18 protein-coding genes and 1 rRNA gene are annotated in these 22954 nt (G+C 73.6%); 11 read left to right on the top strand and 8 right to left on the bottom strand.

Annotated elements, in window-relative coordinates; translation table 11 throughout:
* The first annotated feature begins 119 nt into the window (after positions 1 to 119).
* From ACZ5OX_RS21145 to ACZ5OX_RS21135, 3 genes are all read left to right on the top strand, one after another.
* Positions 120 to 803: a TetR family transcriptional regulator gene (locus ACZ5OX_RS21145; RefSeq protein ID WP_465631935.1), complete on the top strand. Its 684-nt coding sequence runs from the start codon at positions 120 to 122 to the stop codon at positions 801 to 803.
* 35 nt (positions 804 to 838) lie between these two features.
* Positions 839 to 1648 carry an enoyl-CoA hydratase/isomerase family protein gene (locus ACZ5OX_RS21140; RefSeq protein WP_449792328.1) on the top strand — a complete coding sequence of 270 codons (810 nt, stop codon included), beginning with the start codon at positions 839 to 841 and terminating at the stop codon, positions 1646 to 1648.
* Positions 1649 to 1780: 132 nt separating this feature from the next.
* Positions 1781 to 2389, top strand: a complete 609-nt coding sequence (locus ACZ5OX_RS21135; RefSeq protein WP_465631933.1) for a hypothetical protein — start codon at positions 1781 to 1783, stop codon at positions 2387 to 2389.
* Position 2390: 1 nt separating this feature from the next.
* Here the strand turns inward: ACZ5OX_RS21135 and ACZ5OX_RS21130 are convergent, their stop codons facing one another.
* Positions 2391 to 3617 carry an acyl-CoA dehydrogenase family protein gene (locus ACZ5OX_RS21130; protein WP_465631931.1) on the bottom strand — a complete coding sequence of 409 codons (1227 nt, stop codon included), beginning with the start codon at positions 3615 to 3617 and terminating at the stop codon, positions 2391 to 2393.
* Between the two features lie 134 nt (positions 3618 to 3751).
* Between ACZ5OX_RS21130 and ACZ5OX_RS21125 the strand changes: the two genes are divergently transcribed.
* Positions 3752 to 4375 carry a TetR/AcrR family transcriptional regulator gene (locus ACZ5OX_RS21125; protein ID WP_449792331.1) on the top strand — a complete coding sequence of 208 codons (624 nt, stop codon included), beginning with the start codon at positions 3752 to 3754 and terminating at the stop codon, positions 4373 to 4375.
* A 165-nt stretch (positions 4376 to 4540) separates the two neighbouring features.
* Positions 4541 to 5980 carry a cellulase family glycosylhydrolase gene (locus tag ACZ5OX_RS21120; RefSeq protein ID WP_465631928.1) on the top strand — a complete coding sequence of 480 codons (1440 nt, stop codon included), beginning with the start codon at positions 4541 to 4543 and terminating at the stop codon, positions 5978 to 5980.
* Between the two features lie 66 nt (positions 5981 to 6046).
* Here the strand turns inward: ACZ5OX_RS21120 and ACZ5OX_RS21115 are convergent, their stop codons facing one another.
* Complete coding sequence (locus ACZ5OX_RS21115) at positions 6047 to 8071, bottom strand: M3 family metallopeptidase (RefSeq protein WP_465631926.1); 2025 nt, start codon at positions 8069 to 8071, stop codon at positions 6047 to 6049.
* Between the two features lie 256 nt (positions 8072 to 8327).
* On the opposite strand from ACZ5OX_RS21115, the gene ACZ5OX_RS21110 reads away from it, so the two are divergent.
* Positions 8328 to 10040 (top strand): bifunctional 3'-5' exonuclease/DNA polymerase, encoded by a 1713-nt coding sequence (locus ACZ5OX_RS21110; RefSeq protein WP_465631924.1) that lies wholly within the window; start codon positions 8328 to 8330, stop codon positions 10038 to 10040.
* Between the two features lie 135 nt (positions 10041 to 10175).
* Here ACZ5OX_RS21110 and dhaM read toward each other — a convergent pair whose 3' ends face one another.
* On the bottom strand, positions 10176 to 10568 hold the full coding sequence (dhaM, locus tag ACZ5OX_RS21105; RefSeq protein WP_449792335.1) for a dihydroxyacetone kinase phosphoryl donor subunit DhaM: 393 nt from the start codon (positions 10566 to 10568) through the stop codon (positions 10176 to 10178).
* A 166-nt stretch (positions 10569 to 10734) separates the two neighbouring features.
* Here dhaM and dhaK point away from each other — a divergent pair, with 166 nt between their 5' ends.
* Entirely contained in the window at positions 10735 to 11730 is a 996-nt protein-coding gene (gene dhaK / locus ACZ5OX_RS21100; RefSeq protein ID WP_465631921.1) for a dihydroxyacetone kinase subunit DhaK, read from the top strand.
* A 51-nt stretch (positions 11731 to 11781) separates the two neighbouring features.
* Complete coding sequence (gene dhaL / locus ACZ5OX_RS21095; protein ID WP_465631919.1) at positions 11782 to 12402, top strand: dihydroxyacetone kinase subunit DhaL; 621 nt, start codon at positions 11782 to 11784, stop codon at positions 12400 to 12402.
* A 202-nt stretch (positions 12403 to 12604) separates the two neighbouring features.
* On the opposite strand, the gene ACZ5OX_RS21090 is transcribed toward dhaL, so the two are convergent.
* Complete coding sequence (locus ACZ5OX_RS21090) at positions 12605 to 13777, bottom strand: PP2C family protein-serine/threonine phosphatase (RefSeq protein WP_465631917.1); 1173 nt, start codon at positions 13775 to 13777, stop codon at positions 12605 to 12607.
* A gap of 178 nt (positions 13778 to 13955) precedes the next feature.
* Here ACZ5OX_RS21090 and ACZ5OX_RS21085 point away from each other — a divergent pair, with 178 nt between their 5' ends.
* Both ACZ5OX_RS21085 and ACZ5OX_RS21080 read left to right on the top strand, forming a co-directional pair.
* Positions 13956 to 14174, top strand: coding sequence for a heavy-metal-associated domain-containing protein (locus ACZ5OX_RS21085; RefSeq protein ID WP_465631915.1), 219 nt, complete (start codon positions 13956 to 13958; stop codon positions 14172 to 14174).
* A gap of 64 nt (positions 14175 to 14238) precedes the next feature.
* Positions 14239 to 16491, top strand: coding sequence for a heavy metal translocating P-type ATPase (locus ACZ5OX_RS21080; RefSeq protein ID WP_465631913.1), 2253 nt, complete (start codon positions 14239 to 14241; stop codon positions 16489 to 16491).
* Positions 16492 to 16600: 109 nt separating this feature from the next.
* On the opposite strand, the gene ACZ5OX_RS21075 is transcribed toward ACZ5OX_RS21080, so the two are convergent.
* The 3 genes from ACZ5OX_RS21075 to recD2 all read right to left on the bottom strand — a co-directional run bounded on the left by ACZ5OX_RS21075 (position 16601) and on the right by recD2 (position 21631).
* Entirely contained in the window at positions 16601 to 17320 is a 720-nt protein-coding gene (locus tag ACZ5OX_RS21075) for an SDR family NAD(P)-dependent oxidoreductase (protein ID WP_465631911.1), read from the bottom strand.
* A 558-nt stretch (positions 17321 to 17878) separates the two neighbouring features.
* Positions 17879 to 19168: a citrate synthase gene (locus ACZ5OX_RS21070; RefSeq protein ID WP_355264308.1), complete on the bottom strand. Its 1290-nt coding sequence runs from the start codon at positions 19166 to 19168 to the stop codon at positions 17879 to 17881.
* Positions 19169 to 19393: 225 nt separating this feature from the next.
* Positions 19394 to 21631: an SF1B family DNA helicase RecD2 gene (gene recD2 / locus ACZ5OX_RS21065; RefSeq protein ID WP_449792341.1), complete on the bottom strand. Its 2238-nt coding sequence runs from the start codon at positions 21629 to 21631 to the stop codon at positions 19394 to 19396.
* A gap of 180 nt (positions 21632 to 21811) precedes the next feature.
* On the opposite strand from recD2, the gene ACZ5OX_RS21060 reads away from it, so the two are divergent.
* Positions 21812 to 22603, top strand: a complete 792-nt coding sequence (locus tag ACZ5OX_RS21060; protein ID WP_465631908.1) for a VOC family protein — start codon at positions 21812 to 21814, stop codon at positions 22601 to 22603.
* Between the two features lie 268 nt (positions 22604 to 22871).
* Here ACZ5OX_RS21060 and rrf read toward each other — a convergent pair.
* Positions 22872 to 22954: ribosomal RNA gene (gene rrf / locus ACZ5OX_RS21055) — 5S ribosomal RNA — on the bottom strand; the annotation flags it as partial.

Here is a 22954-nt window from a genome sequence, read left to right as displayed (position 1 = left end):
CCGGAACCGGGGTGGTCGGCGCTACGCCCTCACCATGGCAGTCTTTTTGGACTGGGTCAATTCTTCATCCAGACCAATCTTTCTGCCTGGTCAACATTTGAGCCTGGTACAGTCCCCCCATGGCGACCCACCCCGGATTCGACGCCGGCCTCGACCTCGACGCACTCCCCCTGCGGGAGCGCAAGAAGATCCAGACCGGCATCCGGCTCTGGCGCACCGCAGTCGGGCTTTTCGCCGAACGCGGCTTCGACCAGGTCTCGGTGGCCGAGATCGCGGCCGCCGCCGAGGTGTCCAAGATGACCGTCTTCAACTACTTCCCCAGCAAGGAAGACCTGGTCATGAGCCCGATGGAGCAGCACCTCGACGAGCCGGCCCGGGTGGTGCGCGAACGCGCCCCGGGCACCTCCGCCGTGGCGGCGCTGCGCGCGCACTACCTGGCCGCGCTGGAGCGGTTCGACCCCTCCACCGGGCTGAGCGACGACCCGGTCGTGCTCGACGTCGTCCGGGTGATCCACCGGACCCCGGCCCTGCTCCTGCGCGCCACCACCGGCTACGACCACCGGGCGCAGTCCCTGCTGACGACCGAGCTGCTGGCCCAGGACCCGGCCGGCGACGAGCTCACCGCCAGGATCGCCGCCGCCCAACTGCTCGCCGCCCAAATGACCCTGACCGGCGAGAACCAGCGCCGGATGCTGGCCGGCGAGCGCGCCGCGGACGCCCTGCCCGCGGCCCTCGACCAGGCCCGCCGCGTCTTCGCCCTGATCGAACACGGCCTCGGCGACTACGGCTCCGGCGCCGCCTGAGAGAGTTGGCGCACCACGACCGACCGGAGGTGCGCATGGACCAGCCGCTGCTCACGCGGGACCGCTCCGCCCTGCCCGCGCAGGCCGAGGGCGTCAACGCGTACGTCGGCGAGGACGGCGTCGCGGTGCTGGAGTTCGCCCGCCCGCACCGCCGCAACGCGGTGACCCTGGCGATCTGGCAGGCGCTGCCCAAGGTGCTCGAGCAGCTGGCCGGCCACGAGGGCGTGCGCGTCCTGCTGCTCACCGGCGCCGGCAACACCTTCAGCGCGGGCGCGGACATCGCCGAACTCTCCGAGGTGTACGGCGATCCGGACCGCGCGGAGGCCTACCACGCGACCAACGTCGCCGCCGAGGAGGCGCTGGCGGCCTTCCCGCACCCGACCCTCGCCGTGGTGCACGGCGCCTGCGTCGGTGGCGGCTGCCAACTGGCCGTCGCCTGCGACCTGCGCTTCGTCGCCGAGGACGCCCGGCTCGGGATCACCCCGGCCAAGCTCGGCGTGGTCTACTCGGCGGTGCCGACCGTACGGCTGTCCCGGCTGATCGGCCCGGCCCGGGCCAAGTACCTGCTGTTCTCGGGCGAGTTGGTGACCGGCCGGGACGCCCTGCCGCTGGGCCTGGCCGAACGCGTCCTGCCGGACGCCGAACTGGATGCCGCCGCCCTGGACTTCGCCCGGCTGCTGACCCACCGCTCGACCCACACCATCGGCGCGGCCAAGGCCGTCCTGGACGCCCCGCCCGAGCGGGCCGACGAGGTCCTGGCTCCCTGGCTGCTCCGCTCCCGGGAGGGCTCGGACGTCCGCGAGGGCCTGGCCGCCTTCCTGGAGGGCCGCCCCGCCCGCTTCTGAGCCCCGCCGTTCCTGAGTCCCGCCCGCTCCTGAGCCCCGCCTGTTCCTGAGGGCTCGGGCCGCACCCCGCGATCCATACGATCATCCGACCGAGACCCGCCCGCCCCCACACGCCCCCGGAGTACCACCCCGATGACGACCGAGGCCGAGACCGCGCCCGCCCCCACCAGCCGGACGATATGGGCCCGCCGGATCACCGACGGCCTGGAGCCGAAGAACGTGATCCTCGCGCTGCTCCCGCTGCTGGGCGGCCTGCGCTACGGCTGGCCCGGCATCGGCTGGGCGCTGTTCGCCGTCCTGTTCGCCGCCGTCGTCCCGACCCTGATCATCCGCTACGGCATGCGCAGGGGCACCGTGACGGACCGCCACGTCGGTCGGCGGCAGCGCCGGCTGACCGTCTTCCCGCTCATCATGGCCTCGGTGCTGCTCAGCTTCGCGGTGATGATCGCACTGGACGCCCCGACCGACCTGACCGCGCTGGTGCTGGCGATGTTCGCCTCGCTGGTCCCGATCCTGGTGATCACCGCCTGGTGGAAGGTCTCCGTGCACACCGCCGTGGCCACCGGCGCGGTGGTCTGCCTCGCCGTCGCGCTCGGCCCGCTCTGGCTGCTGCTCGGCCCGCTGGTCCCGGTGATCGGCTGGTCCCGGGTGGTGCTGCGGGACCACACCACCGCGCAGACCGTCGTCGGCGCGGTGGTGGGCGCGGTCACCGCCGGGCTCACCTTCTGGCTGGCCCGCTGAGTCAGCGGATCGGCATCCCCGAGATCGCCCGGGCGATCACCAGTCGCTGGATCTCGCTGGTCCCCTCGAAGATCGAGTAGATCGCGCTGTCCCGGTGCATCCGTTCCACCGGGTACTCGCGGGTGAAGCCGTTGCCGCCGAGGATCTGCATCGCCTGCGCGGTCACGTACTTGGCGGTCTCGCCCGCGTACAGCTTGGACATCGAGCCCTCGGCCGCAATGAACGGCTGGTTGTTGACGGCCATCCAGGAGGCCCGCCAGACCAGCAGCCGGGCCGCGTCGATCCGGGTCCGCATGTCGGCGAGCTGGAAGGCCACGCCCTGGTTGTCGATGATCGGCCGGCCGAACTGCTCCCGGGTCTTCGCGTAGTCCAGCGCCACCTCGTACGCGGCCCGGGCGATGCCGATCGCCTGCGCTCCGACGGCCGGGCGGGAGGCCTCGAAGGTGGCCATCGCCGCGTTGCCCCTGCCGCCCGGGCGCTTGACGCCCTCGCGGGCCCGGGCGAGACGCTCGTCCAGCTTCTCCTTGCCGCCGAGCAGGCAGCTGCCGGGCACCCGGACGCCGTCCAGCACCACCTCGGCGGTGTGCGAGGCGCGGATGCCGTGCTTCTTGAACTTCTGGCCCTGGCTCAGCCCCGGGGTGCCCGGCGGGACGACGAAGGAGGCCTGGCCCTTCGCGCCGAGCTCCGGGTCGACGGTGGCGACCACCACGTGGACGGCGGCGATCCCGCCGTTGGTGGCCCAGGTCTTGGCGCCGTCGAGCACCCACTCGTCCTTGGCCTCGTCGTACACCGCCCGGGTGCGCAGCGCCGAGACGTCGGAGCCGGCGTCCGGCTCGGAGGAGCAGAAGGCGGCCACCTTGACGTCCTCGGGGGTGCCGAACATCTGCGGGGTCCAGGTGCCGATCTGCTCGTCGGTGCCGTTGGCCAGCACCGCGACGGCGGCGAGGGTGGTGCCGACGATGGACAGCCCGATGCCCGCGTCGCCCCAGAACAGCTCCTCCATGGCGATCGGGATGCCGACGCCGGAGGGGTCGAAGTACTGCTGGGCGTAGAAGTCCAGCGAGTAGATGCCCAGCTTGGCGGCCTCCTGGATGACCGGCCAGGGGGTCTCCTCGCGCTCGTCCCACTCGGCCGCGGCCGGGCGCATCACGTCGGCGGCGAAGCCGTGCAGCCAGTCGCGTACGGCGAGCTGGTCCGCGCCCGGATCCAGCGAGAACGTGCTGCTCATGGTGCTTGCCTCCGAAGACGTGTGCGGCCGACCGGGGTGTTACCTCGGGTAACATCGTCGGAGTCTGCTACTGATTGGTAACCGGTGTCAACGCCCAGGCAGACCCCGCCGAAACCCGACCCGAGGAGCAGCGCATGTCCCGAGAGCCCCGCCGCGAGCAGTTGCTCAACGCCGCCGACCGGGTCATCCAGCGCGAGGGGCCGGGCGCCAGCATGAACGCCATCGCCGCCGAGGCCGGCATCACCAAACCGATCCTCTACCGCCACTTCGGCGACCGGAACGGCCTGATCAGAGCCCTGACCGAACGCCACACCGGCGGCCTGCTGGCCGCCGTCCGGGCCGCCCTCGCCGAACCGCTGGAGCGCCGCGACCGGGTCGAGCACGTCCTGGACACCTACCTCGCCGGGATCGAGGCCCGCCCCCAGGTCTACCGGCTGCTCACCCACCCCGAGCCGGGCGACCCGAGCGGCGCCGGCAACGCGCTCGCCCCCGCGCTCCGGCAGATCGCCGAGGAGATCACCCGGGCCGTGCAGAGCCAGGTCGACCTCGGCGCCGACCGCGACCTGCTCGCCGAGGCCTGGGGCCGGGGCATCACCGGCATGGTGCTGGCCGCCGGGGACTGGTGGCTGGAGAGCAAGCCCTGCTCGCGCACCCGGATGGTGCAGGCGCTGGCCGACCTGCTCTGGGGCCGGCTGGCCGCCGCCGCGGACCTGCCGACCGCCGTCCTGCCGCCCGCGCCGGAACCGTCCGCCGACTGAACCGTCCGCCGACTGAACCGCCGGCCGGCCGACACGTCCGCCGACCGTGACGCCCGCCGGCCGGAGCACCTGCGAAGCACCGTCCGCCGACTGAACCCTTGTGCGGCACACGACAGTCCGGGCATCATCGGGCCCCACCCCCACCCCCGCCGTGCGAGGTCCCCGATGCGCCTGCGCCGCACCGCCGTCGCCCTGCTGCTCGCCGCCACCGTCGCCCTCACCGCCGTCCCGGCCTCGGCCCACGACGGGCCGCCGGACCGATTCCCCACCGGCACCGCCACCGCCGCCGACGGCCGCACCTCCCTCACCGACGCCCAGGGCCGCCACCTGCGGCTGCGCGGCTTCAACCTCGACAAGTACGCCGAGGCCACCGCGGCCGACCTCGACTCCGTCGCCGCCCAGGGCTTCACCCTGGTCCGGCTGCCGGTCTCCTGGACCAGGCTGGAACCCCGGCGCGGCCACCTCGACACCACCGAGCTGCGCCGCCTCCAGCGGCTCCTCGACCGGGCCGACCGACTCGGCCTGCTGGTCCTGGTCGACTTCCACCAGGACGTCTACGGGCCGAAGTTCGTCGGCGGCAACAACGGCGTCCCCGCCTGGGCCACCCGGGACGACGACCTGCCCTTCACCCCGGACCCGGACGACTGGTTCGCCGGCTACTTCCAGCCCGCCGTCCAGGCCGCCTTCCGGCACCTCTACGACGACCCCGACCTGCGCGCCTGGCAGTCCGACTTCTACACCCGACTCGCCCGCGAACTGCGCGGCCACCGCTCACTGTTGGGCTACGACCTGTTCAACGAGCCGTTCGGCCCGGTGGACGGCGACCCGAGCGACCCGGCCGTGCTGGCCGCCTCCGCCGCCGCCCTGGAGCAGGGCCGGCTCGCCGACATGTACCGCCGCCTGATCGCCGCCGTGCGCCGGTCCGACTCCCGCGCCTGGCTGTTCGTGGAACCCACCGTGCTGGTCGGCCAGGGCGTACCCACCCGGCTGCCCGGCTTCGCCGACCCGCGCCCCGGCGCACCCCGGCTCGGCTACGCGCCGCACTTCTACGACACCGCGGTCGAGGGCGGCGCCGACTGGGATCCGGCCGGCGGCTTCGTCGAGCGGTACACCGCCACGATCACCGACTACCCGGCCGCCCACCGCCTGCCCGTCCTGGTCGGCGAGTGGGGCCCGCCGAACTCCCGCACCCCGGGCAACGCCGAGCTGGTCCGCCGTCAGGTCGCCGCGATGGACGGCTTCGCCGAGGGCTGGACGATGTGGTACTGGTGCCGGGGCGCCGGCGGCTACTGCGCGCTCGACCCGGCCGGGCGCCCCGCCCCCGGCGACGAGCCCGCCTTCGGCCCGTACCCGGTGGCCGTCGCGGGCACGGACGTCCGGACGGCCGCCACCGGCGTGAGCTGGCGCGCCGACGGCACCGGACGCGGCAGCGAACTCCTGCTTCCCCCGGCCGCGTTCCCGCACGGGGCCGCGGTCACCGTCGCCCCGGCCGGCGCCCGGGTCGAGGTCGAGCAGCCGACGGGCGGGCACGCGGGAACCGTACGCATCCGGCTCCCGCACGCCCGCCCGGGCACGACCGTGACGGTCACGCTCACCGCGCGGTGAACCGCCCGGCGAGCCGCCCGACGAGCAACCCGGTGAGCCGCCCGGCGAGCGTCGTGGCCGGGCCGCTCACGCCAGCCCCCGGCGGGCCAGCAGCGGCCCGGTCTCCGGCGCCCGCCCGACCACCGCGCGGAAGGACTCCAGCGGGTCCCGGCTGAACCCGCGCGACAGCAGCTCGCGGCGGAACAGCTCGCCGCTCTCCCGCACCGGGCGGCCGTTGGTCTCGAACCACTGCACGGTGTCCGCGTCCAGCACCTCCGACCAGATGTACGCGTAGTACGCCGCGCTGTAGCCGCTGGCGAAGATGTGCTGGAAGTACGCCGTCCGGTAGCGCGGCGGGATCGCGTCCACCGCGATCCCGGCCGCGGCGAGCGCCCGCGCCTCGAACTCCTCGGCGTCCGCGATCTCCGTGCCCCGCGGCACGGTGTGCCACGCCCAGTCCAGCAGCGTGGCCGCCAGGTACTCCACCGTCCGGAAGCCCTGACCGAAGCCCTCGGCCGCCTTCATCCGCTCGACCAGCTCGGCCGGCAGCGCCTCCCCGGTCGCGTGGTGGCGGGCGTAGTTGGCCAGCACCTCCGGCCGGACCATCCACATCTCGTTGACCTGCGAGGGGAACTCGACGAAGTCCCGGGGCACCGAGGTGCCCCAGAACAGCGGGTAGCGCACGTCCGAGAACAGCCCGTGCAGCGCGTGCCCGAACTCGTGGAACAGCGTGCGCACCTCGTCCCAGTCCATCAGCGCCGGCTCGCCGGGCGCCGGACGCGGGATGTTCAGGTTGTTCAGCACCACCGGCCGCCGCCCGGTCAGCCCGGACTGGGCGACCAGCTCGGACATCCACGCGCCGCCGCGCTTGGACGCCCGGGCGTGGAAGTCGCCGATGAACAGGCCCAGCGGGCTTCCGTCCTCCTCGAACACCTCGAAGACCCTGGCGTCCGGGTGGTGCGCCATCAGGTCCGGCCGCTCGGTGAAGCTCACCCCGTACGCCAGGTTCGCGGCGAAGAACACGCCGTCCCTCAGCACCCGCTCCAGTTCGAAGTACGGGCGCAGCACCGCCGCGTCCACCTGGTAGGAGCTCTGCCGGACCTTCTCCGAGTAGTACGCCCAGTCGTGCGCGGCGGTCTCCCCGATCCCGTCCGCGGCGGCCTCCCTGGCCAGCTCCCCGGCCTCCCGGCGGGCCATCGCCACGGCCGGGCCGACCAGTCGGGACAGCAGCCCGGAGACCGCCTCGACGGTGCCGGCCGTCTCGTCCGCCACCACGTACGAGGCGTGGCTCGGGTGCCCCAGCAGCGCGGCCCGCTCGGCGCGCAACGCGGCCATCCGGATCGCCAGCGGGCCGTTGACGTCGAGGCCCCGGCCGAGCGAGGCGGCCAGCAGCCGCTCGCGCACCGAGCGGTCGGTGAGCTGGGCCAACTCCGCCTGGCCGGAGGTGTTCCGCACGCTCAGCACGTACTTCCCGGGGTGGCCGAGCACGCGGGCGTTCTCCGCGGCGCCGGCGATCGCGCCCTCCGACAGCCCGGCCAGCTCCTCGGCGGAGTCCAGCACCAGCGCAGCGGAGCGGGTGACGGCGTTCACGTTCTGCTGGAACGTGGTGCCGAGCGCGGCGAGTTCGGCGTTCAGCTCGCGCAGCCGGGCCTGCTCGGCCGCGCCCAGGCGGGCTCCGGACCGCACGAAGGCGGTGTACCGGCGCTCCAGCAGGCGCAGCGACTCCGGGTCCAGGCCGAGCCCGGCGCGCTCCTCGTACAGCGCCTCGATCCGGGCGAACAGCGCGAGGTCCAGGTGGATCGCGTCGTGGTGGGCGGCGAGCAGCGGGCTCACCTTCGCCTCCACCTCGTCCAGCACGTCGGTGGTGTCCGAGGAGGACTGGTTGAGGAACACCGCGTCGACCCGGCGCAGCAGCTCCCCGGAGCGTTCCAGGGCCACCAGGGTGTTCTCGAAGGTCGGCAGGCTCCGGTCGGCGGTGATCGCCGCGATCTCGGCCAGCTGCTCGGCCATGCCCCGCTCGTACGCGGGCAGGTAGTGCTCCTCGCGGATCTCGGCGAACGGCGGGAGTTCGTAGACCAGCGGGCTGGCCTGGAAGAACGGGTTCTCGGTCATTTCGCGACCATACGCCGTGTCACCCGCCCCGCTCATACGCTTTACCGCCCGCCGCGGACCGCCGCCCGTGGGCCCTGCCGCACCCGCCCGCCGACCCCCGCCGCACCCGCCTGCCGCCCGTTGTCGGACCCACCCGTTAACGTCGACGGCGCGGACCCGTCGGTCGCGGGCCGCGGCGCGCCCCGCCCGCGGGCTCGCACCCCGTCCCGTCCCCGTCCCCGCACGCCCGACCGCGCGCCGGAGAGGAGCAGCCCCCGTGGCACCCAGGACCGCCCTCGCGCCCGACCCGCACGGCCCCGGCGGCCGGCTCCAGCCGCTGGACGACGCGGGCGCCCCGCTCGGCCCGCCGGAGGCCGTGCGCGACCTCGCCGCCGCCGTCGCCGCCCGGGAGGCCGCCGAGAGTCCGCGCTGGGTCTGGGCCGCGGCCGACTCGGCGTACACCCCGCTGCTGCCGCGCCTGCCCGACCGGCTCGCCCGCTGCCACGACCTCCGGCTGGTCGAGGCACTGCTGCTGGCGCACGAGGGCCGCTTCGGCGCGCCCCGCTCACTCGGCGCGGCCTGGGCCCGGCTGCGCGGCCTGCCCGTCCCCGACGACCTGCCCGAGCCCGGCCTGGCCGACGCGGACGACGGCCAGGACACCCTGTTCGCCCCCGACCGGCTGCAACTGCCGCCCGGCGCCGACCCACTGGCGGCCGTGGTCGCCGTCCACGCCGAACAGCAGCGCCGGATCGCCGCCCTCACCGACCCGGCCGCCCGGCAGCGGTTCCGGCTGCTGGTCGCCGCCGAGTCGGCCGGCGCCCTGGTCGCCGCCGAGATGGCCCACGACGGGCTGCCCTGGCGGGCCGACGTCCACGACCGGCTGCTGACCGAGCTGCTCGGCCCCCGTCCGACCGTCTCCGGCACCCAGCCCAGGCTCCTCGCCGAACTCGCCGTCGAGCTCCACCAGGCCCTCGGCGCCAAGCCGTTCAACCCCGACTCGCACGCCCAGGTGCTGCGCGCCTTCGCCGAGGCGGGCCTCCAGCTCGGCTCCACCCGCTCCTGGGAGCTCAAGGGCGTCGACCACCCGGCCGCGCGGCTGATGGTCCGCTACAAGGAGCTGTCCCGGATCCACGTCGCCCACGGCTGGGCCTGGCAGGACGCCTGGGCCCGCGGCGGCAGGTTCCGGCCCGAGTACGTGGTCGGCGGCGTGGTCTCCGGCCGCTGGGCCAGCCGCGGCGGCGGCGCCCTGCAGATCCCGCGCATCCTGCGCGGCGCCGTGGTCGCCGACCCGGGCTGGCACCTGGTCGTCGCCGACGCCGCCCAGCTGGAGCCACGAGTGCTGGCCGCGCTCTCCCAGGACGCCGGGCTGGCCCGCACCGCCGCCGGCGGCGACCTGTACGAGGCACTCGCCGCCCACGCCTTCCAGGGCGACCGCGAGAAGGCCAAGCTCGGCCTGCTCGGCGCCATGTACGGGCAGACCAGCGGCGACATCGGCCCGCTGCTGAACACCCTGCACCGCCGCTACCCGGCCGCGATGGGCTACGTCGAGGCCGCCGCCCGCACCGGAGAGGACGGCGGCGTGGTCGCCTCCCGGCTCGGCCGGGTCTGCCCGCCGGCCTCCGCGGACTTCCTCGACCTCACCGAGGGCGAGACGGCGGGCGAGGCCGGCGGCCGCACCGCCCGCGCCCGTGGGCGCTTCACCCGCAACTTCGTCATCCAGGCCAGTGCCGCCGACTGGGCGCTCGCCCTGCTCGCGGCGCTGCGCCGCCGACTGAACGGACTGCCGGTGCCCAGCCCGGCGGACCGCCCGCACCTGGTGTTCTTCCAGCACGACGAGGTGATCGTGCACACCCCGGCCAACCTCGCCGACGAGGTGGCCGCCGCCATCGCCGAGGCGGCCGAGGAGGCCCGCCGGCTGGTGTTCGGCGACACCCCGGTGCGTTTCCCGCTCAGCACGGCGGTGGTGGACTGCTACGCCGACGCCAAGTGACCGGAGCTTCCCCCGGGGGCGTCCCGCGGGGGCTCCCTTCGGCCGGAGCTCCCTTCGGCCGGGGCTCCCTTCGGCGCTCCCGTCCGGGCTTCCTCCGGCGCTTCCTTCCGGACTCCCTTCGGCGCTGCCCGGAGCTCAGAGCTTCCGGAAACCGCGCGCGTCCTCGGCCGCCGCGACCACCTCGGCCAGCCCGGCCCCGGTCGAGGCGGTGACGGCGGCGGCCACCGCGCCCTCCACGAACGGCGCGTCGGCCAGCTTCACGCCCGGGCGCGGCTCGTCCTCCAGCACCGTGACGGCGGTGAGCACCGAGCTGCCGAGGTCCGGCAGCACGACCACGCCCGCCCCGGCGTCGGCCCGCGCGATCGCCGCCGCGATCAGGTCGTAGCTGGTGCCGAGTCCGCCGTCCTCGGTGCCGCCCGCGACCACCACCCGCACGCCGTCCGAGGCGAGTTCGCCGAGCAGCTCGCGCAGCCCCTCCGCGAGCCGGGCGCTGTGCGAGACCAGAACAATGCCCACGTTCTCACTCATGCGGCCGACCCTACGGCCGGAACCCGCTGCTCCGGGAGAGTGATCGGAATCCCGCGTGTCGCACCCCGTGCCCACCACCCCCGTCTGGCGTAGCGTCGGGGCGACGGCGTCGACGGCCGTGGCGTCCCCGCCCAGGTCACCCAGGTCACCAAGGGAGCGAAGAACGTTGAAGAAGCTGATCAACACCCCGGAGGGCGTCCTGGAGGACGCGCTGGCCGGAATCGCCGCCGCCCATCCGGAGCTGGCGGTGGACATCCCCAACCGGGTGATCACCAGGGCCGCCCGCCCGGCCACCGCCAAGGTCGCGCTGATCTCCGGCGGCGGCTCCGGCCACGAGCCGCTGCACGGCGGCTTCGTCGGCCCCGGCATGCTCGACGCCGCCTGCCCCGGCGAGGTGTTCACCTCGCCCGTGCCGGACCAGATGCTGGCCGCCGCCAAGGCCGTGGAGACCGGCGCCGGCGTGGTCTTCATCGTGAAGAACTACACCGGCGACGTGATGAACTTCGAGCTCGCCGCCGAACTCGCCGCCGAGGAGGGGCTGGAGGTCCGCACCGTCCTGGTCAACGACGACGTCGCGGTCGAGGACTCCACCTGGACGGCCGGGCGCCGGGGCACCGGCGCGACCGTCCTGGTCGAGAAGACCGCCGGCGCGCTGGCCGAGCGCGGCGCCCCGCTGGACGAGGTGGCCGCCCTGGGCGAGCGGGTCAACGCCGCCTCCCGCTCCTTCGCGATCGCGCTCACCGCGGCCACCGTGCCGGCGGCCGGCAAGCCCGGCTTCGACCTGCCCGAGGACGAGATCGAGGTCGGCGTCGGCATCCACGGCGAGCCCGGCCGCCGGCGCGAGAAGCTCCGCCCGGCCCGCGAACTCGCCGCCGAGGTGGTCGAGACCATCCTGACCGACCACCACCTGACCCCTGGCGACGAGGTGATCGCCCTGCTCAACGGCCTCGGCGGGACCCCGTTGCTGGAGCTGTACGTGGTCTACGGCGAGGTCGCCGCCAGGCTCGCCGAGCGCGGCATCACGGTGGCCCGCAGCCTGGTCGGCAACTACGTCACCAGCCTGGACATGGCCGGCTTCTCGCTCACCCTCACCAAGGCCGACGCCCAGCTGCTCGAACTCTGGGACGCCCCGGTCGACACCCCCGCCCTCAAGCGGGCGTAGGGCGTGTCCGAGCGATTCGCCCCAGCCCCGAGCCACACCGAAGGAGACCCCATGGACTTCGACACCGCCCTGGCCGAGGCCTGGATCCGCGCGATCGCCGCGGCCGTCGAGAAGGAGCGCTCCCGGCTCACCGAGCTGGACTCGGCGATCGGCGACGGCGACCACGGCAGCAACCTCCAGCGCGGCTTCGCCGCCGCCCTGACCGCCCTGGACGGCCTCCGGCCGGCCGGCCCGGGCGCCGTCCTCACCAAAACCGGCACCACGCTCATCTCCAAGGTCGGCGGCGCCTCCGGCCCGCTCTACGGCAAGGCCTTCCGCGCGATGGGCGCCGCCCTGCCCGAGCCGGCCGGCCCGGCCGCGGTCGCCGAGGCCCTGTCGGCCGGCCTGGACGCCGTCCGCCTCCTCGGCAAGGCCGAACCCGGCGACAAGACCATCGTGGACGCCTGGACCCCGGCCGTCGCCGCCTTCCGCGCCGCGGCCGGCGCCGGCCTCCCCGCGGCGGCCGCGGCGGCCGCCGACGCCGCCGAACAGGGCGCCCTCGACACCGTCCCGCTCCGGGCCCGCAAGGGCCGCGCCTCCTACCTCGGCGACCGCAGCATCGGCCACCAGGATCCGGGCGCCACCTCCACCGCCCTCGTCTTCCGCACCCTCGCCGACATCACCGCCACCTGAGCCCCCGCAGGGCCCCCTCGCCCGGTTCCCCGAGCGCGCCCCTCCCGGCCCTCGCTCTCAGGCAGATCCCCGGGACCCTTCCTGCCTGTTTCCCGCGCAGTTCCCCGAGCCCCCCGGCAGGGGCGCGGGGAACTGCGCGGGGCGGAGGCCCCCCACCCGCACCACGCCCCGCCCCGGCCCCCAGGCCCCTGCGGAGCGCCCCTCACCCGTCCATCCGCGCGATCAGCAGCAGCAGGGCGTCGTCCCGCAGCTCCCCGCCCGTGTGCGCCAGCAGGTCCGCGTACACCCGCCCCACCGCCGCCTCCAGCTCCCCCGCCGAGCGCGCGGCTCCCCGCACCAGCGGCCCGACCCGCTCCGCCAGCGGGTAGAACTCCCCGTTCGTCCGGTGCCGCGCCTCGATCACCCCGTCCGTGCAGAGCACCAGCACGTCCTCCGCGCCGAACGGCTGCTCCCAGGTCGTCGGTTCCCCCGCCGCCAGCCGGCCGAGCCCCAGCGGCACCCAGGGGTCGGGCGCGTGCAGCACGTGCGCCCGTCCCTCGCCGTCCACCCGGATCGGCGGCACGTGCCCGTACTGCAGCAGTTCCATCGCCCCCGGCGTCCGGAACTCCGCGAACAGCGCCGTGGTGAACTCCCCGTCCGGCACGTGCCGTTCGACGCTGGCCTCGATCCGCGCGGCGACGCCCCGCAGCCCGGCCTCGTCGTACGCCGCCTCGCGGAACGCGCCCAGCACCACGGCCGCGGTCTGCACCGCCGCCAGCCCCTTGCCCCGGACGTCCCCGACCGCGACCCGGGTGCCGTGCGGGGTCTCCAGCACCGAGTACAGGTCCCCGCCGATCTGTGAGGCGTCCGCCGCCGACACGTACCGCACCGCGAGCCGCAGCGGTCCGACGGTCGGCCCCGGCAGCTGCAGCAGCGCCCGCTGGGCGGCCTCGGCGACGGAGCTGACGGCCGCGAAGGCCGCCGCCCGCCGCATCCGGATCTTGGCGACCCAGGCCGAGAACAGCGTCAGCACGACGTAGCTGACCATCGCCCCGTAGAGGAAGCGGGCGTCGTTGATGTTGTCGACCTCGTCGTGGTGGCTGAGCCCGAACACCGTGACCAGCCCGAGGAAGCAGACCAGGAGCAGTTCGCCGGGTTTCAGGGTCAGCGCCGCGATGGTCGGCACCACGGTCATCAGCGGAGCGAGGTAGCGGTCCTTGCCGGAGAGGAAGTCCGCGAGCCCGACCAGCAGGACGGCGATCAGTGCCGGGGTGGCACGCCGCCAGAACGGCACGTCCTGGAGGTCGGCGGCGAGCAGGGCGCCGCGCTGCCGGTCCGGCGGCAGTCCGGCTGCCGTGGGAGCCGAGGGAGACTGGGCGCGGCGGAGCGGAAACACATACCGAACATAAGGGACGATCACGGGCGAGGCCTACCGGCCCGTCCCCCGCACCGCGGGACATCCCACCCCGCCCCGCCCGGAAATACCCTGGAGGGGTATGCTGTCGGTAGCAGAGTCGTTGTCGGCGCCGCATCCCGGGCAGCACCCGGGCCGCCCTGACCTCCCGGAGGCCTCCATGTCCAGCACCATCACCTACACCGTGTCCGGCATGAGCTGCGGCCACTGCGAGAAGGCGATCAGCGAGGAGGTCTCCGCCCTGGCCGGGGTCACCGAGGTCGCCGCCGACGCCGCGGCCGGAACCGTGACGATCTCCTCCGCCGCCCCGTTGGACGACGAGCAGGTGCGCGCCGCGATCGACGAGGCCGGCTACGAGCTGGTCGGCCGCAGCGCCTGACCCCCCGGCACGGCGGGGGCCTCGAACCGCTCCCGCCGTCCGCCCGACCAAGGAGCTGATCCGCATGAGCACGTCCGCCCCGGACCTCGGGGCCCGGGACCGGGTCGAGCTGTCGATCGGCGGGATGACCTGCGCCTCCTGCGCGGCCCGGATCGAGAAGAAGCTCAACCGGATGGACGGCGTCGAGGCCACCGTCAACTTCGCCACCGAGAAGGCCCGGGTCGACTTCGGCCCCGGCACCACGGTCGAGGAGCTGATCGCCACCGTCGAGCGCACCGGCTACACCGCCGTACTCCCGCCGCCCCCGGCCCCGGCCGCCCCCGAGCCCGGATCCGAGCCCGAGCCCGCCGACCCTCTGCGTGACCGGTTGCTGATCAGCGCCGTCCTCAGCCTCCCGGTCGTCCTGCTGTCGATGGTCCCGGCCCTCCAGTTCACCGACTGGCAGTGGCTGGCCTTCGCCCTCACCGGCCCGGTCGTGGTCTACGGCGGCCTGCCCTTCCACCGCGCCGCCTGGACCAACCTGCGGCACGGCGCCGCCACCATGGACACCCTGGTCTCGCTCGGCACCCTGGCCGCCTTCGGCTGGTCTTGCTGGGCGCTGTTCTGGGGCCACGCCGGCCGGCCCGGGATGCGCCACGAGTTCTCGCCGTCCGTCGGCGACACCGACCCCTCCTCCTCGCTCTACCTGGAGACCGCCGCCGCCGTCACCGTGCTGATCCTGCTCGGCCGCTGGCTGGAGGCCCGTTCCAAGCGCCGGGCCGGCGCCGCCTTGCGCGCCCTGCTCGACCTCGGCGCCAAGGACGTCGCGGTGCTCCGGGCCGGGCGGGAGGTACGGCTGCCGGTGGACCGGCTGACGGTCGGCACCCGCTTCGTGGTCCGCCCCGGCGAGAAGATCGCCACCGACGGCACGGTGGTCGAGGGCGCCTCGGCGGTCGACGCCTCGATGCTGACCGGCGAGTCCGTCCCGGTCGAGGTCACCGTCGGCGACGCCGTCACCGGCGCCACCGTCAACGCGGGCGGCCGACTGGTGGTCGAGGCCACCCGGGTCGGCGCGGACACCCGGCTGGCCCGGATGGCCAAGCTGGTCGAGGAGGCCCAGAACGGCAAGGCCGCCGCCCAGCGGCTGGCCGACCGGATCTCCGCCGTCTTCGTCCCGGTCGTCATCCTGATCGCCCTGGCCACCCTGGTGGTCTGGCTGCTGACCACCGACAGCCCCACCGAGGCCTTCACCGCGGCCGTCGCCGTACTGATCATCGCCTGCCCGTGCGCCCTGGGCCTGGCCACCCCGACCGCGCTGATGGTCGGCACCGGCCGCGGCGCCCAGCTCGGCATCCTGATCAAGGGCCCCGAGGTGCTGGAGACCACCCGCACGGTGGACACCGTCGTCCTGGACAAGACCGGCACCGTCACCACCGGCCGGATGGCCCTGGTCGCGGTGCACACCGCCGAGGGCGTGGACGGGGCCGAGGCGCTGCGCCTGGCCGGCGCCGTCGAGCACGCCTCCGAGCACCCGATCGCCCGGGCGGTCGCCGAGGCCGCCGCCGAGGCCGGCGAACTGCCCGCCGTCGCGGACTTCCGCAACGTGCCCGGCCGGGGCGTGGAGGGGGTCGTGGCGGGCCGCGCGGTCGTCGCCGGGCACGAGGCCCTGCTGGCCGACCGCGCCCTGCACCTGCCGCCCTCCCTGGCCCGCGCCAAGGCCACCGCCGAGGCGGCCGGCCGCACCGTGATCGCGGTCGGCTGGGACGGCGAGGCGCGGGCCGTGCTGGAGGTCGCCGACGCGGTCAAGCCGACCAGCGCCGAGGCCGTCGACAGACTGCGGGCACTGGGCCTGACCCCGGTGCTGCTCACCGGCGACAACCGGGCGGTGGCCGGGGCCGTGGCGGCCGAGGTCGGCATCGCGCCGGAGCACGTGATCGCCGAGGTGCTCCCCGAGGACAAGGTCGCCACCGTCAGGCGGCTGCAGGCCGAGGGCAGGGTCGTGGCGATGGTCGGCGACGGCGTCAACGACGCGGCCGCACTCGCCCAGGCCGACCTGGGCCTGGCGATGGGCACCGGCACCGACGCCGCCATCGAGGCCGGCGACCTCACCCTGGTCCGCGGCGACCTCCGCTCGGCGGCCGACGCGATCCGGCTCTCCCGCCGCACCCTGGGCACCATCAAGGGCAACCTGTTCTGGGCCTTCGGCTACAACGTGGCGGCGATCCCGCTGGCCGCGGCCGGCCTGCTCAGCCCGGTGATCGCCGGGGCGGCGATGGCCTTCTCCTCGGTCTTCGTGGTCACCAACAGCCTGCGGCTGCGCCGCTTCCGGCCCGCCTGAGCCCGGACACCCCCGCCCGGACACCCCCGCGGCCCGGACACCCCGGCCGCACGCGCGAGGGCCCCGGACCGACACCGGTCCGGGGCCCTCTGGCCTGTCCGGGCGCGTCTCAACGCCCCAGCAGCTCGCCGCCGTTGCAGTGCAGGATCTCGCCGGTGATGAACCCGGCCTCGGGCGAGGCCAGGAAGTGCACCGCCGCCGCGACCTCACCGGTCTCGCCGATCCGGCCGAGCAGGGTGCGGGCGGCCCGGCGGGCGACCTCGGCCTCGTCCAGCCGCGGCCCGAAGAACTCGGTGCCCGCGACGGTGCCCGGCGCGACGATGTTGGCGGTGATGCCCGACGTGCCCAACTGGGCGGCCAGGAAGTGGTTCCAGGCGTGCAGCGAGGCCTTCGCCGCGCCGTACGAACCGGCCCCGCGCAGGGCGGCGATGGAGCTGATGGTGACCACACGGCCGGAGCCCGGGGTGAGCCGGTCGCGGACCGACTCGGTGAGCAGCACCACGGTGAGCACGTTGCGCTCGAAGTCGCCGCGCCAGCGCGCCAGCAGGGCGTGCGGGCCGCCGCCGATCACGGTCTCCCGGCTGCCGGCGTTGTTGATCAGGACGTCGATCCGCTCGGGCAGATCGGCGAGCGCGGCCTCGACGGCGTCCGGGTCGGCGAGGTCGCACACCAGCGGGGTGACGTTCGGCCCGAGGTCGGCCGCGGCCTTCTCCAGGACCTCCCGGCGGCGGCCCACGATCACCACGCGGTCGCCGGCCTCGACGAACCGACGCGCGACTTCGTACCCGATTCCCGTGCCACCGCCGGTGACGACGACGTTCCTGGCCATCTGCCCACTCCCTCCCCAGTTCCGCCGTCACGTGGCGAATGGCGCGACGGTCCGTACCGGAATGCCACGATTCCTATCACGCTCGGTTGCCGTGACTGCGGGGAGGGTGACGTCCCGCCCGTGTGAACATGTGGTATGAGCGAGGTACGACGCGCACACGGAGCGTGGCGAGAGGCAGCTCACACCCCCCCGGCGTAACTTCTCGCACCCTGATACGTCTTAGGTTGGTAGTGCGGCAGTTTTCCGATGGGCGGGGACACGCTGAACGGCATCGTGTCCCCGCGCTTCCAGCGGCTGTCGTCGACGGGGCTCCGGCGGGCCCCGGGAACGGTCGTCGGCTCTCGACGGCCTTCGCGCACGACGCCGGGGTTCTGGCGGGCCTGGGACGCTTTGAGCGGCCGTCCCCGGCTGCGGCCGGCCCCGGAGTCGTGCGCCGTACGGTTCCGTCCCCGCGCGGGCCCTCGGGCGCGCCACCGGGACGCGAAGGGGCCCGACCGCTCAGGCAGCGGCCGGGCCCCTTTCAGCTTCCGTGCGGGCCGGTGGTCGGCTCCGCTCCGGTCAGCGGGCGTCCAGCGGGACGTAGTCGCGGATCGCGGTGCCGGTGTAGATCTGGCGCGGGCGGCCGATCCGGCTGGTCGGGTCGTTGATCATCTCGTGCCAGTGGGCGATCCAGCCCGGCAGCCGGCCGAGCGCGAACAGCACGGTGAACATGCTGGTCGGGAAGCCCATGGCGCGGTAGATCAGACCCGTATAGAAGTCCACGTTCGGGTACAGCTTGCGCGAGATGAAGAAGTCGTCCTTGAGGGCGTGCTCCTCCAGCTTGAGCGCGATGTCCAGCAGCTCGTCGTTCTTGCCGAGCTGGCCGAGGACCTCGTGCGCGAGCAGCTTGACCTGGGCGGCGCGCGGGTCGAAGGCCTTGTAGACCCGGTGGCCGAAGCCCATCAGCTTGACGCCGGCTTCCTTGTTCTTCACCTTCGTGATGAAGGCGTCGACGTCGCCGCCGTCCTTCTGGATGCTCTCCAGCATCTCCAGCACGGCCTGGTTGGCGCCGCCGTGCAGCGGGCCCCACAGGGCCGAGATGCCGGCCGAGATCGAGGCGAACAGGTTGGCGTGGCTGGAGCCGACCAGGCGCACGGTGGAGGTCGAGCAGTTCTGCTCGTGGTCCGCGTGCAGGATGAGCAGCTTGTCCAGCGCGTTGACGACGACCGGGTTGAGCTCGTAGTCCTCGGCGGGGACGGCGAAGGTCATCCGCAGGAAGTTCTCGACGTAGCTCAGGTCGTTGCGCGGGTAGACGAAGGGCTGGCCCATCGCCTTCTTGTACGCGTACGCGGCGATCGTCGGCAGCTTGGCGAGCAGGCGCACGGTCGACAGGTGGCGCTGGGCCGCGTCGAACGGGTTGTGGCTCTCCGGGTAGAACGTGGACAGCGCGCCGACCACCGAGGACAGCATGGCCATCGGGTGGGCGTCCCGCGGGAAGCCCTGGAAGAAGCGCTTGACGTCCTCGTGCAGCAGGGTGTGCTGGGTGATCTCGCGGTTGAACTCCGCCAGCTGGTCCGCGTTCGGCAGCTCACCGTTGATCAGGAGGTACGCGGTCTCGATGAAGCCGCCATCGGAGGCGAGCTGCTCGATCGGGTAGCCGCGGTACCGCAGGATGCCGTTGTCGCCGTCCACGAAGGTGATCGCGGACTTGTACGCGGCGGTGTTACCGAAGCCGTTGTCCAGGGTGACCAGGCCGGTCTGCGGGAGCAGCTTCGAGATGTCGAAGCCGGAGTTGCCCGCAGTGCTCTCGACGACGGGGTATTCGTACTCGCCGTCCTGGTACCGCAGTACTACCGAGTTGTCGCTCACGTCTTCCTCACCGACGAAATGAATCCTCTTCCAAGGTGCCCTGACTGTCTCTACCATCCCCCATCCGGAGGACAGTCGCGCACCCGGGGTGGCCCGAAAGGGCCCGCCCCTACAAAACCTGCCGCCGCAGCCGGTACGAACCGGACAAGATCGGCACCACCCTAGGCTCTGCCGTAAATCTCTTCACGTCAAGAGAACATTAGAGGCAACCATCCCGTTGGATAATCATCCAGTTGACAGCCGATGATCGAGCGCGGTGTGCCTCCGACCTGCGCTGACGGCCCGAACGGCCTGTCCGATCGCCTTGCGTGACCCCACCAGCACCACCAGTTTCCTCGCCCTGGTCACAGCGGTGTAGAGCAGGTTCCGCTGGAGCATCGTCCAAGCGGACATGGTGACCGGAATCACCACCACCGGGTACTCGCTGCCCTGCGAGCGGTGGATCGTCACCGCGTACGCGTGGGCCAGCTCGTCCAGTTCGTCGAACTCGTACACCACCTCCTCGTCCTCGTCGGTGAGCACCGTCAGCCGCTGGTCGTCCACGCTGAGGGCGGTCACCACTCCCACTGTGCCGTTGAAGACGCCGTTCCGCCCCTTGTCGTAGTTGTTGCGGATCTGGGTGACCTTGTCCCCCACCCTGAACGTGCGGCCGCCGAAGCGGCGCTCGGCCAGCCCCTCCCGGGCCGGCGTCACCGCCGCCTGGAGCAGGGTGTTCAGGTTCCCCGCGCCGGCCGGGCCGCGGTGCATCGGCGCCAGCACCTGCACGTCCCGGCGCGGGTCGAAGCCGAACTTCTGCGGGATCCGGCGCGCCACCACGTCCACCGTCAGCCCGGCCGCCCGCTCCGCGTCGTCCTCGGCGAACAGGAAGAAGTCCGCCAGTCCGTCCGTCAGCGGCGGCCTGCCCTCGTTGATCCGGTGCGCGTTGGTCACCACGCCGGACTGCTGCGCCTGCCGGAAGATCCTGGTCAGCCGCACCGACGGGATCGGCCCGCCCTCGGCCAGCAGGTCCCGCAGCACCTCCCCGGCACCCACCGAGGGCAACTGGTCCACATCCCCCACGAACAGCAGGTGGGCACCCGGCGGCACCGCCTTGACCAGCTTGTTCGCCAGGATCAGGTCCAGCATCGAGGCCTCGTCGACCACCACCAGGTCCGCGTCCAGCGGCCGGTCCCGGTCGTAGGCGGCGTCCCCGCCGGGCTTCAGCTCCAGCAGCCGGTGCACCGTCGAGGCCTCCACCCCGGTCAGCTCCGCCAGCCGCTTCGCCGCCCGGCCGGTCGGCGCCGCCAGCACCACCTTGGCGCGCTTCGCCAGCGCCAGCGTCACGATCGACTTCACCGTGAACGACTTGCCGCAGCCCGGACCGCCCGTCAGCACCGCGACCCGCTCCGTCAACGCCAGCCGCACCGACTGCTCCTGCTCCGGCGCCAGCTCCGCCCCGGTGCGCTTCGCCAGCCAGTCCAACGCCACCGGCCAGTCCACGTTCCCGAACCACGGCATCCGGTCCTCGTCCGAACGCAGCAGCCGCAGCAACTGGTTGGCGAGCGAGATCTCCGCCCGGTGGAACGGCACCAGGTACACCGCGGTGACCGGCTCGCCGCCCTCCCCCGGGACCGCCTCGCGCACCACCCCCTCGGCCGCCACCAGCTCCGCCAGGCAGTCGATCACCAGCCCGACGTCCACCTGGAGCAGCTTCACGCCGTCCGCGATCAGCCGCTCCTCCGGCAGGAAGCAGTGCCCCTGGTCGGTGCTCTGCGACAGCGCGTACTGCAGGCCGGCCTTCACCCGCTCCGGGCTGTCGTGCGGGATGCCCACCGCCTGGGCGATCCGGTCCGCCGTCAGGAAGCCGATGCCCCAGACGTCCGAGGCCAGCCGGTACGGCTCGTTCTTCACCACACCGATCGAGCCGTCGCCGTACTGCTTGTAGATTCGCACAGCCAGCGAGGTGGACACCCCGACCCCCTGCAGGAAGACCATCACCTCCTTGATGGCCTTCTGCTCCTCCCAGGCCGCCGCGATCTTCTTCGTCCGCTTCGGCCCCAGCCCCGGCACCTCGATCAGCCGGCCCGGCTCGTTCTCGATCACCTCCAGGGTGTCCACCCCGAAGCGCTCCACGATCCGCTCGGCGAACCGCGGCCCGATCCCCTTGATCAGCCCCGAGCCCAGGTACCGCTGGATCCCCTGGACGGTCGCGGGCAGCACCGTGGTGTAGTTCTCCACCGTGAACTGCCGCCCGTACTGCGGGTGCGAGCCCCACCGCCCGTGCAGCCGCAGCGACTCGCCGACCTGCGCCCCCAGCAGCGCGCCCACCACCGTCAGCAGGTCGTTCCCGCCCCGGCCGGTGTCCACCCGGGCCACCGTGTAGCCGGTCTCCTCGTTGGCGTAGGTGATCCGCTCCAGCACGCCCTCGACCTGCGCCAACTGGCGCGGCACCTGCTGCCCGGACTGCGACGCCTGCTTGCTCACCGGACCCCCTTCGACCGGTACGGGTGGATCATTCCGCTACGCACCGTACCGCCCTGCCCCGACAGCCCCGGAACCGTCGCTGCCGTGCAGCGCCCCGGCCGAGGTGCCAAGGTGGGAGGAACCGAGGGGGGCCGCCGTCGACCGCGCCCGCCCGGGCCCCGTCCGAGGAGCAGTGCCGCCATGCTCAACACCGACTTCCGCCCCGGTTCCCCGGACTGGCTCGACCTGAGCAGTCCCGACACCCGGGCGTCCGTCGACTTCTACACCGCGCTGTTCGGATGGACCTTCGACTCGGCCGGCCCCGAGGCCGGCGGCTACGGCTTCTTCCAGCTCGACGGCCGGACCGTCGCCGCCCTCGGCCCGGTCGCCGAGGACGGCGCCGCTCCCGGCTGGACGATCTACTTCGCCACCGAGAACGCCGACCACACCACCGCCCTGGTCGAACAGTCCGGCGGCCGCGTCCGGTTCGCCCCCTTCGACGTCTTCTCCGCGGGCCGGATGGCCGGCTACACCGACCCGACCGGCGCGGACTTCGCGGTCTGGCAGCCGCACGACACCCGCGGCCTGGACCTCGTCACCGAGGAGGGCAGCCTCTGCTGGACCGAGTGCTACAGCGTCGACGCCGAACGCGCCAAGTCCTTCTACCGGGCCGTCTTCGAGTGGCAGGAGCAGGACGTCCCGCTCGGCGAGGTGATGTACACCGTCCTCACCCCGGCCGGCGGCGGCACGGACGACGCCCACGGCGGCATCATGCAGCTCGGCCCCGAGCACACCGCGCGCGGCACCACCTCGCACTGGCTCCCCTACTTCGAGGTCCCCAACACCGACGCCAGCCTCGCCATCGCCGCCACCCTCGGCGCGACCGTACGGATCCCGGCCATGGACGTGCACGGCGTCGGCCGGCTGGCCCAGCTGGTCGACCCCCACGGCGCCGTCTTCGCCGTCATCACCAGCGCCAAACCCGGCCACTGACACCAATGGGGTCCCACGACCCTTGAGACGGGCCGTGAAGGGGTGCTACGGGCGTAGACAAGGCTGGGCGGGGGACGCAGTGCGTCCGGTGCCCTGATCGCGGCTGACGCGGCCGTCTGGCGAGTCGATCGAATCCGTCGCTCTGTCGGATCCGTCGAATCCCTCGAATCCCTCGAATCCATAGAGCCCGTCGAGTCCGTCGAGTCCGGTTTCAGATAAATGCGAAAAGCCCCCGATCCGAATGGATCAGGGGCTTTTCAGAAGAATTGTTCGGCGGCGTCCTACTCTCCCACAGGGTCCCCCCTGCAGTACCATCGGCGCTGTGAGGCTTAGCTTCCGGGTTCGGAATGT

Source organism: Kitasatospora sp. NPDC032121 (assembly GCF_055580145.1).
Note: the sequence above shows the minus strand (reverse complement) of the source record. Positions and strands in the feature narration are given on the sequence as shown.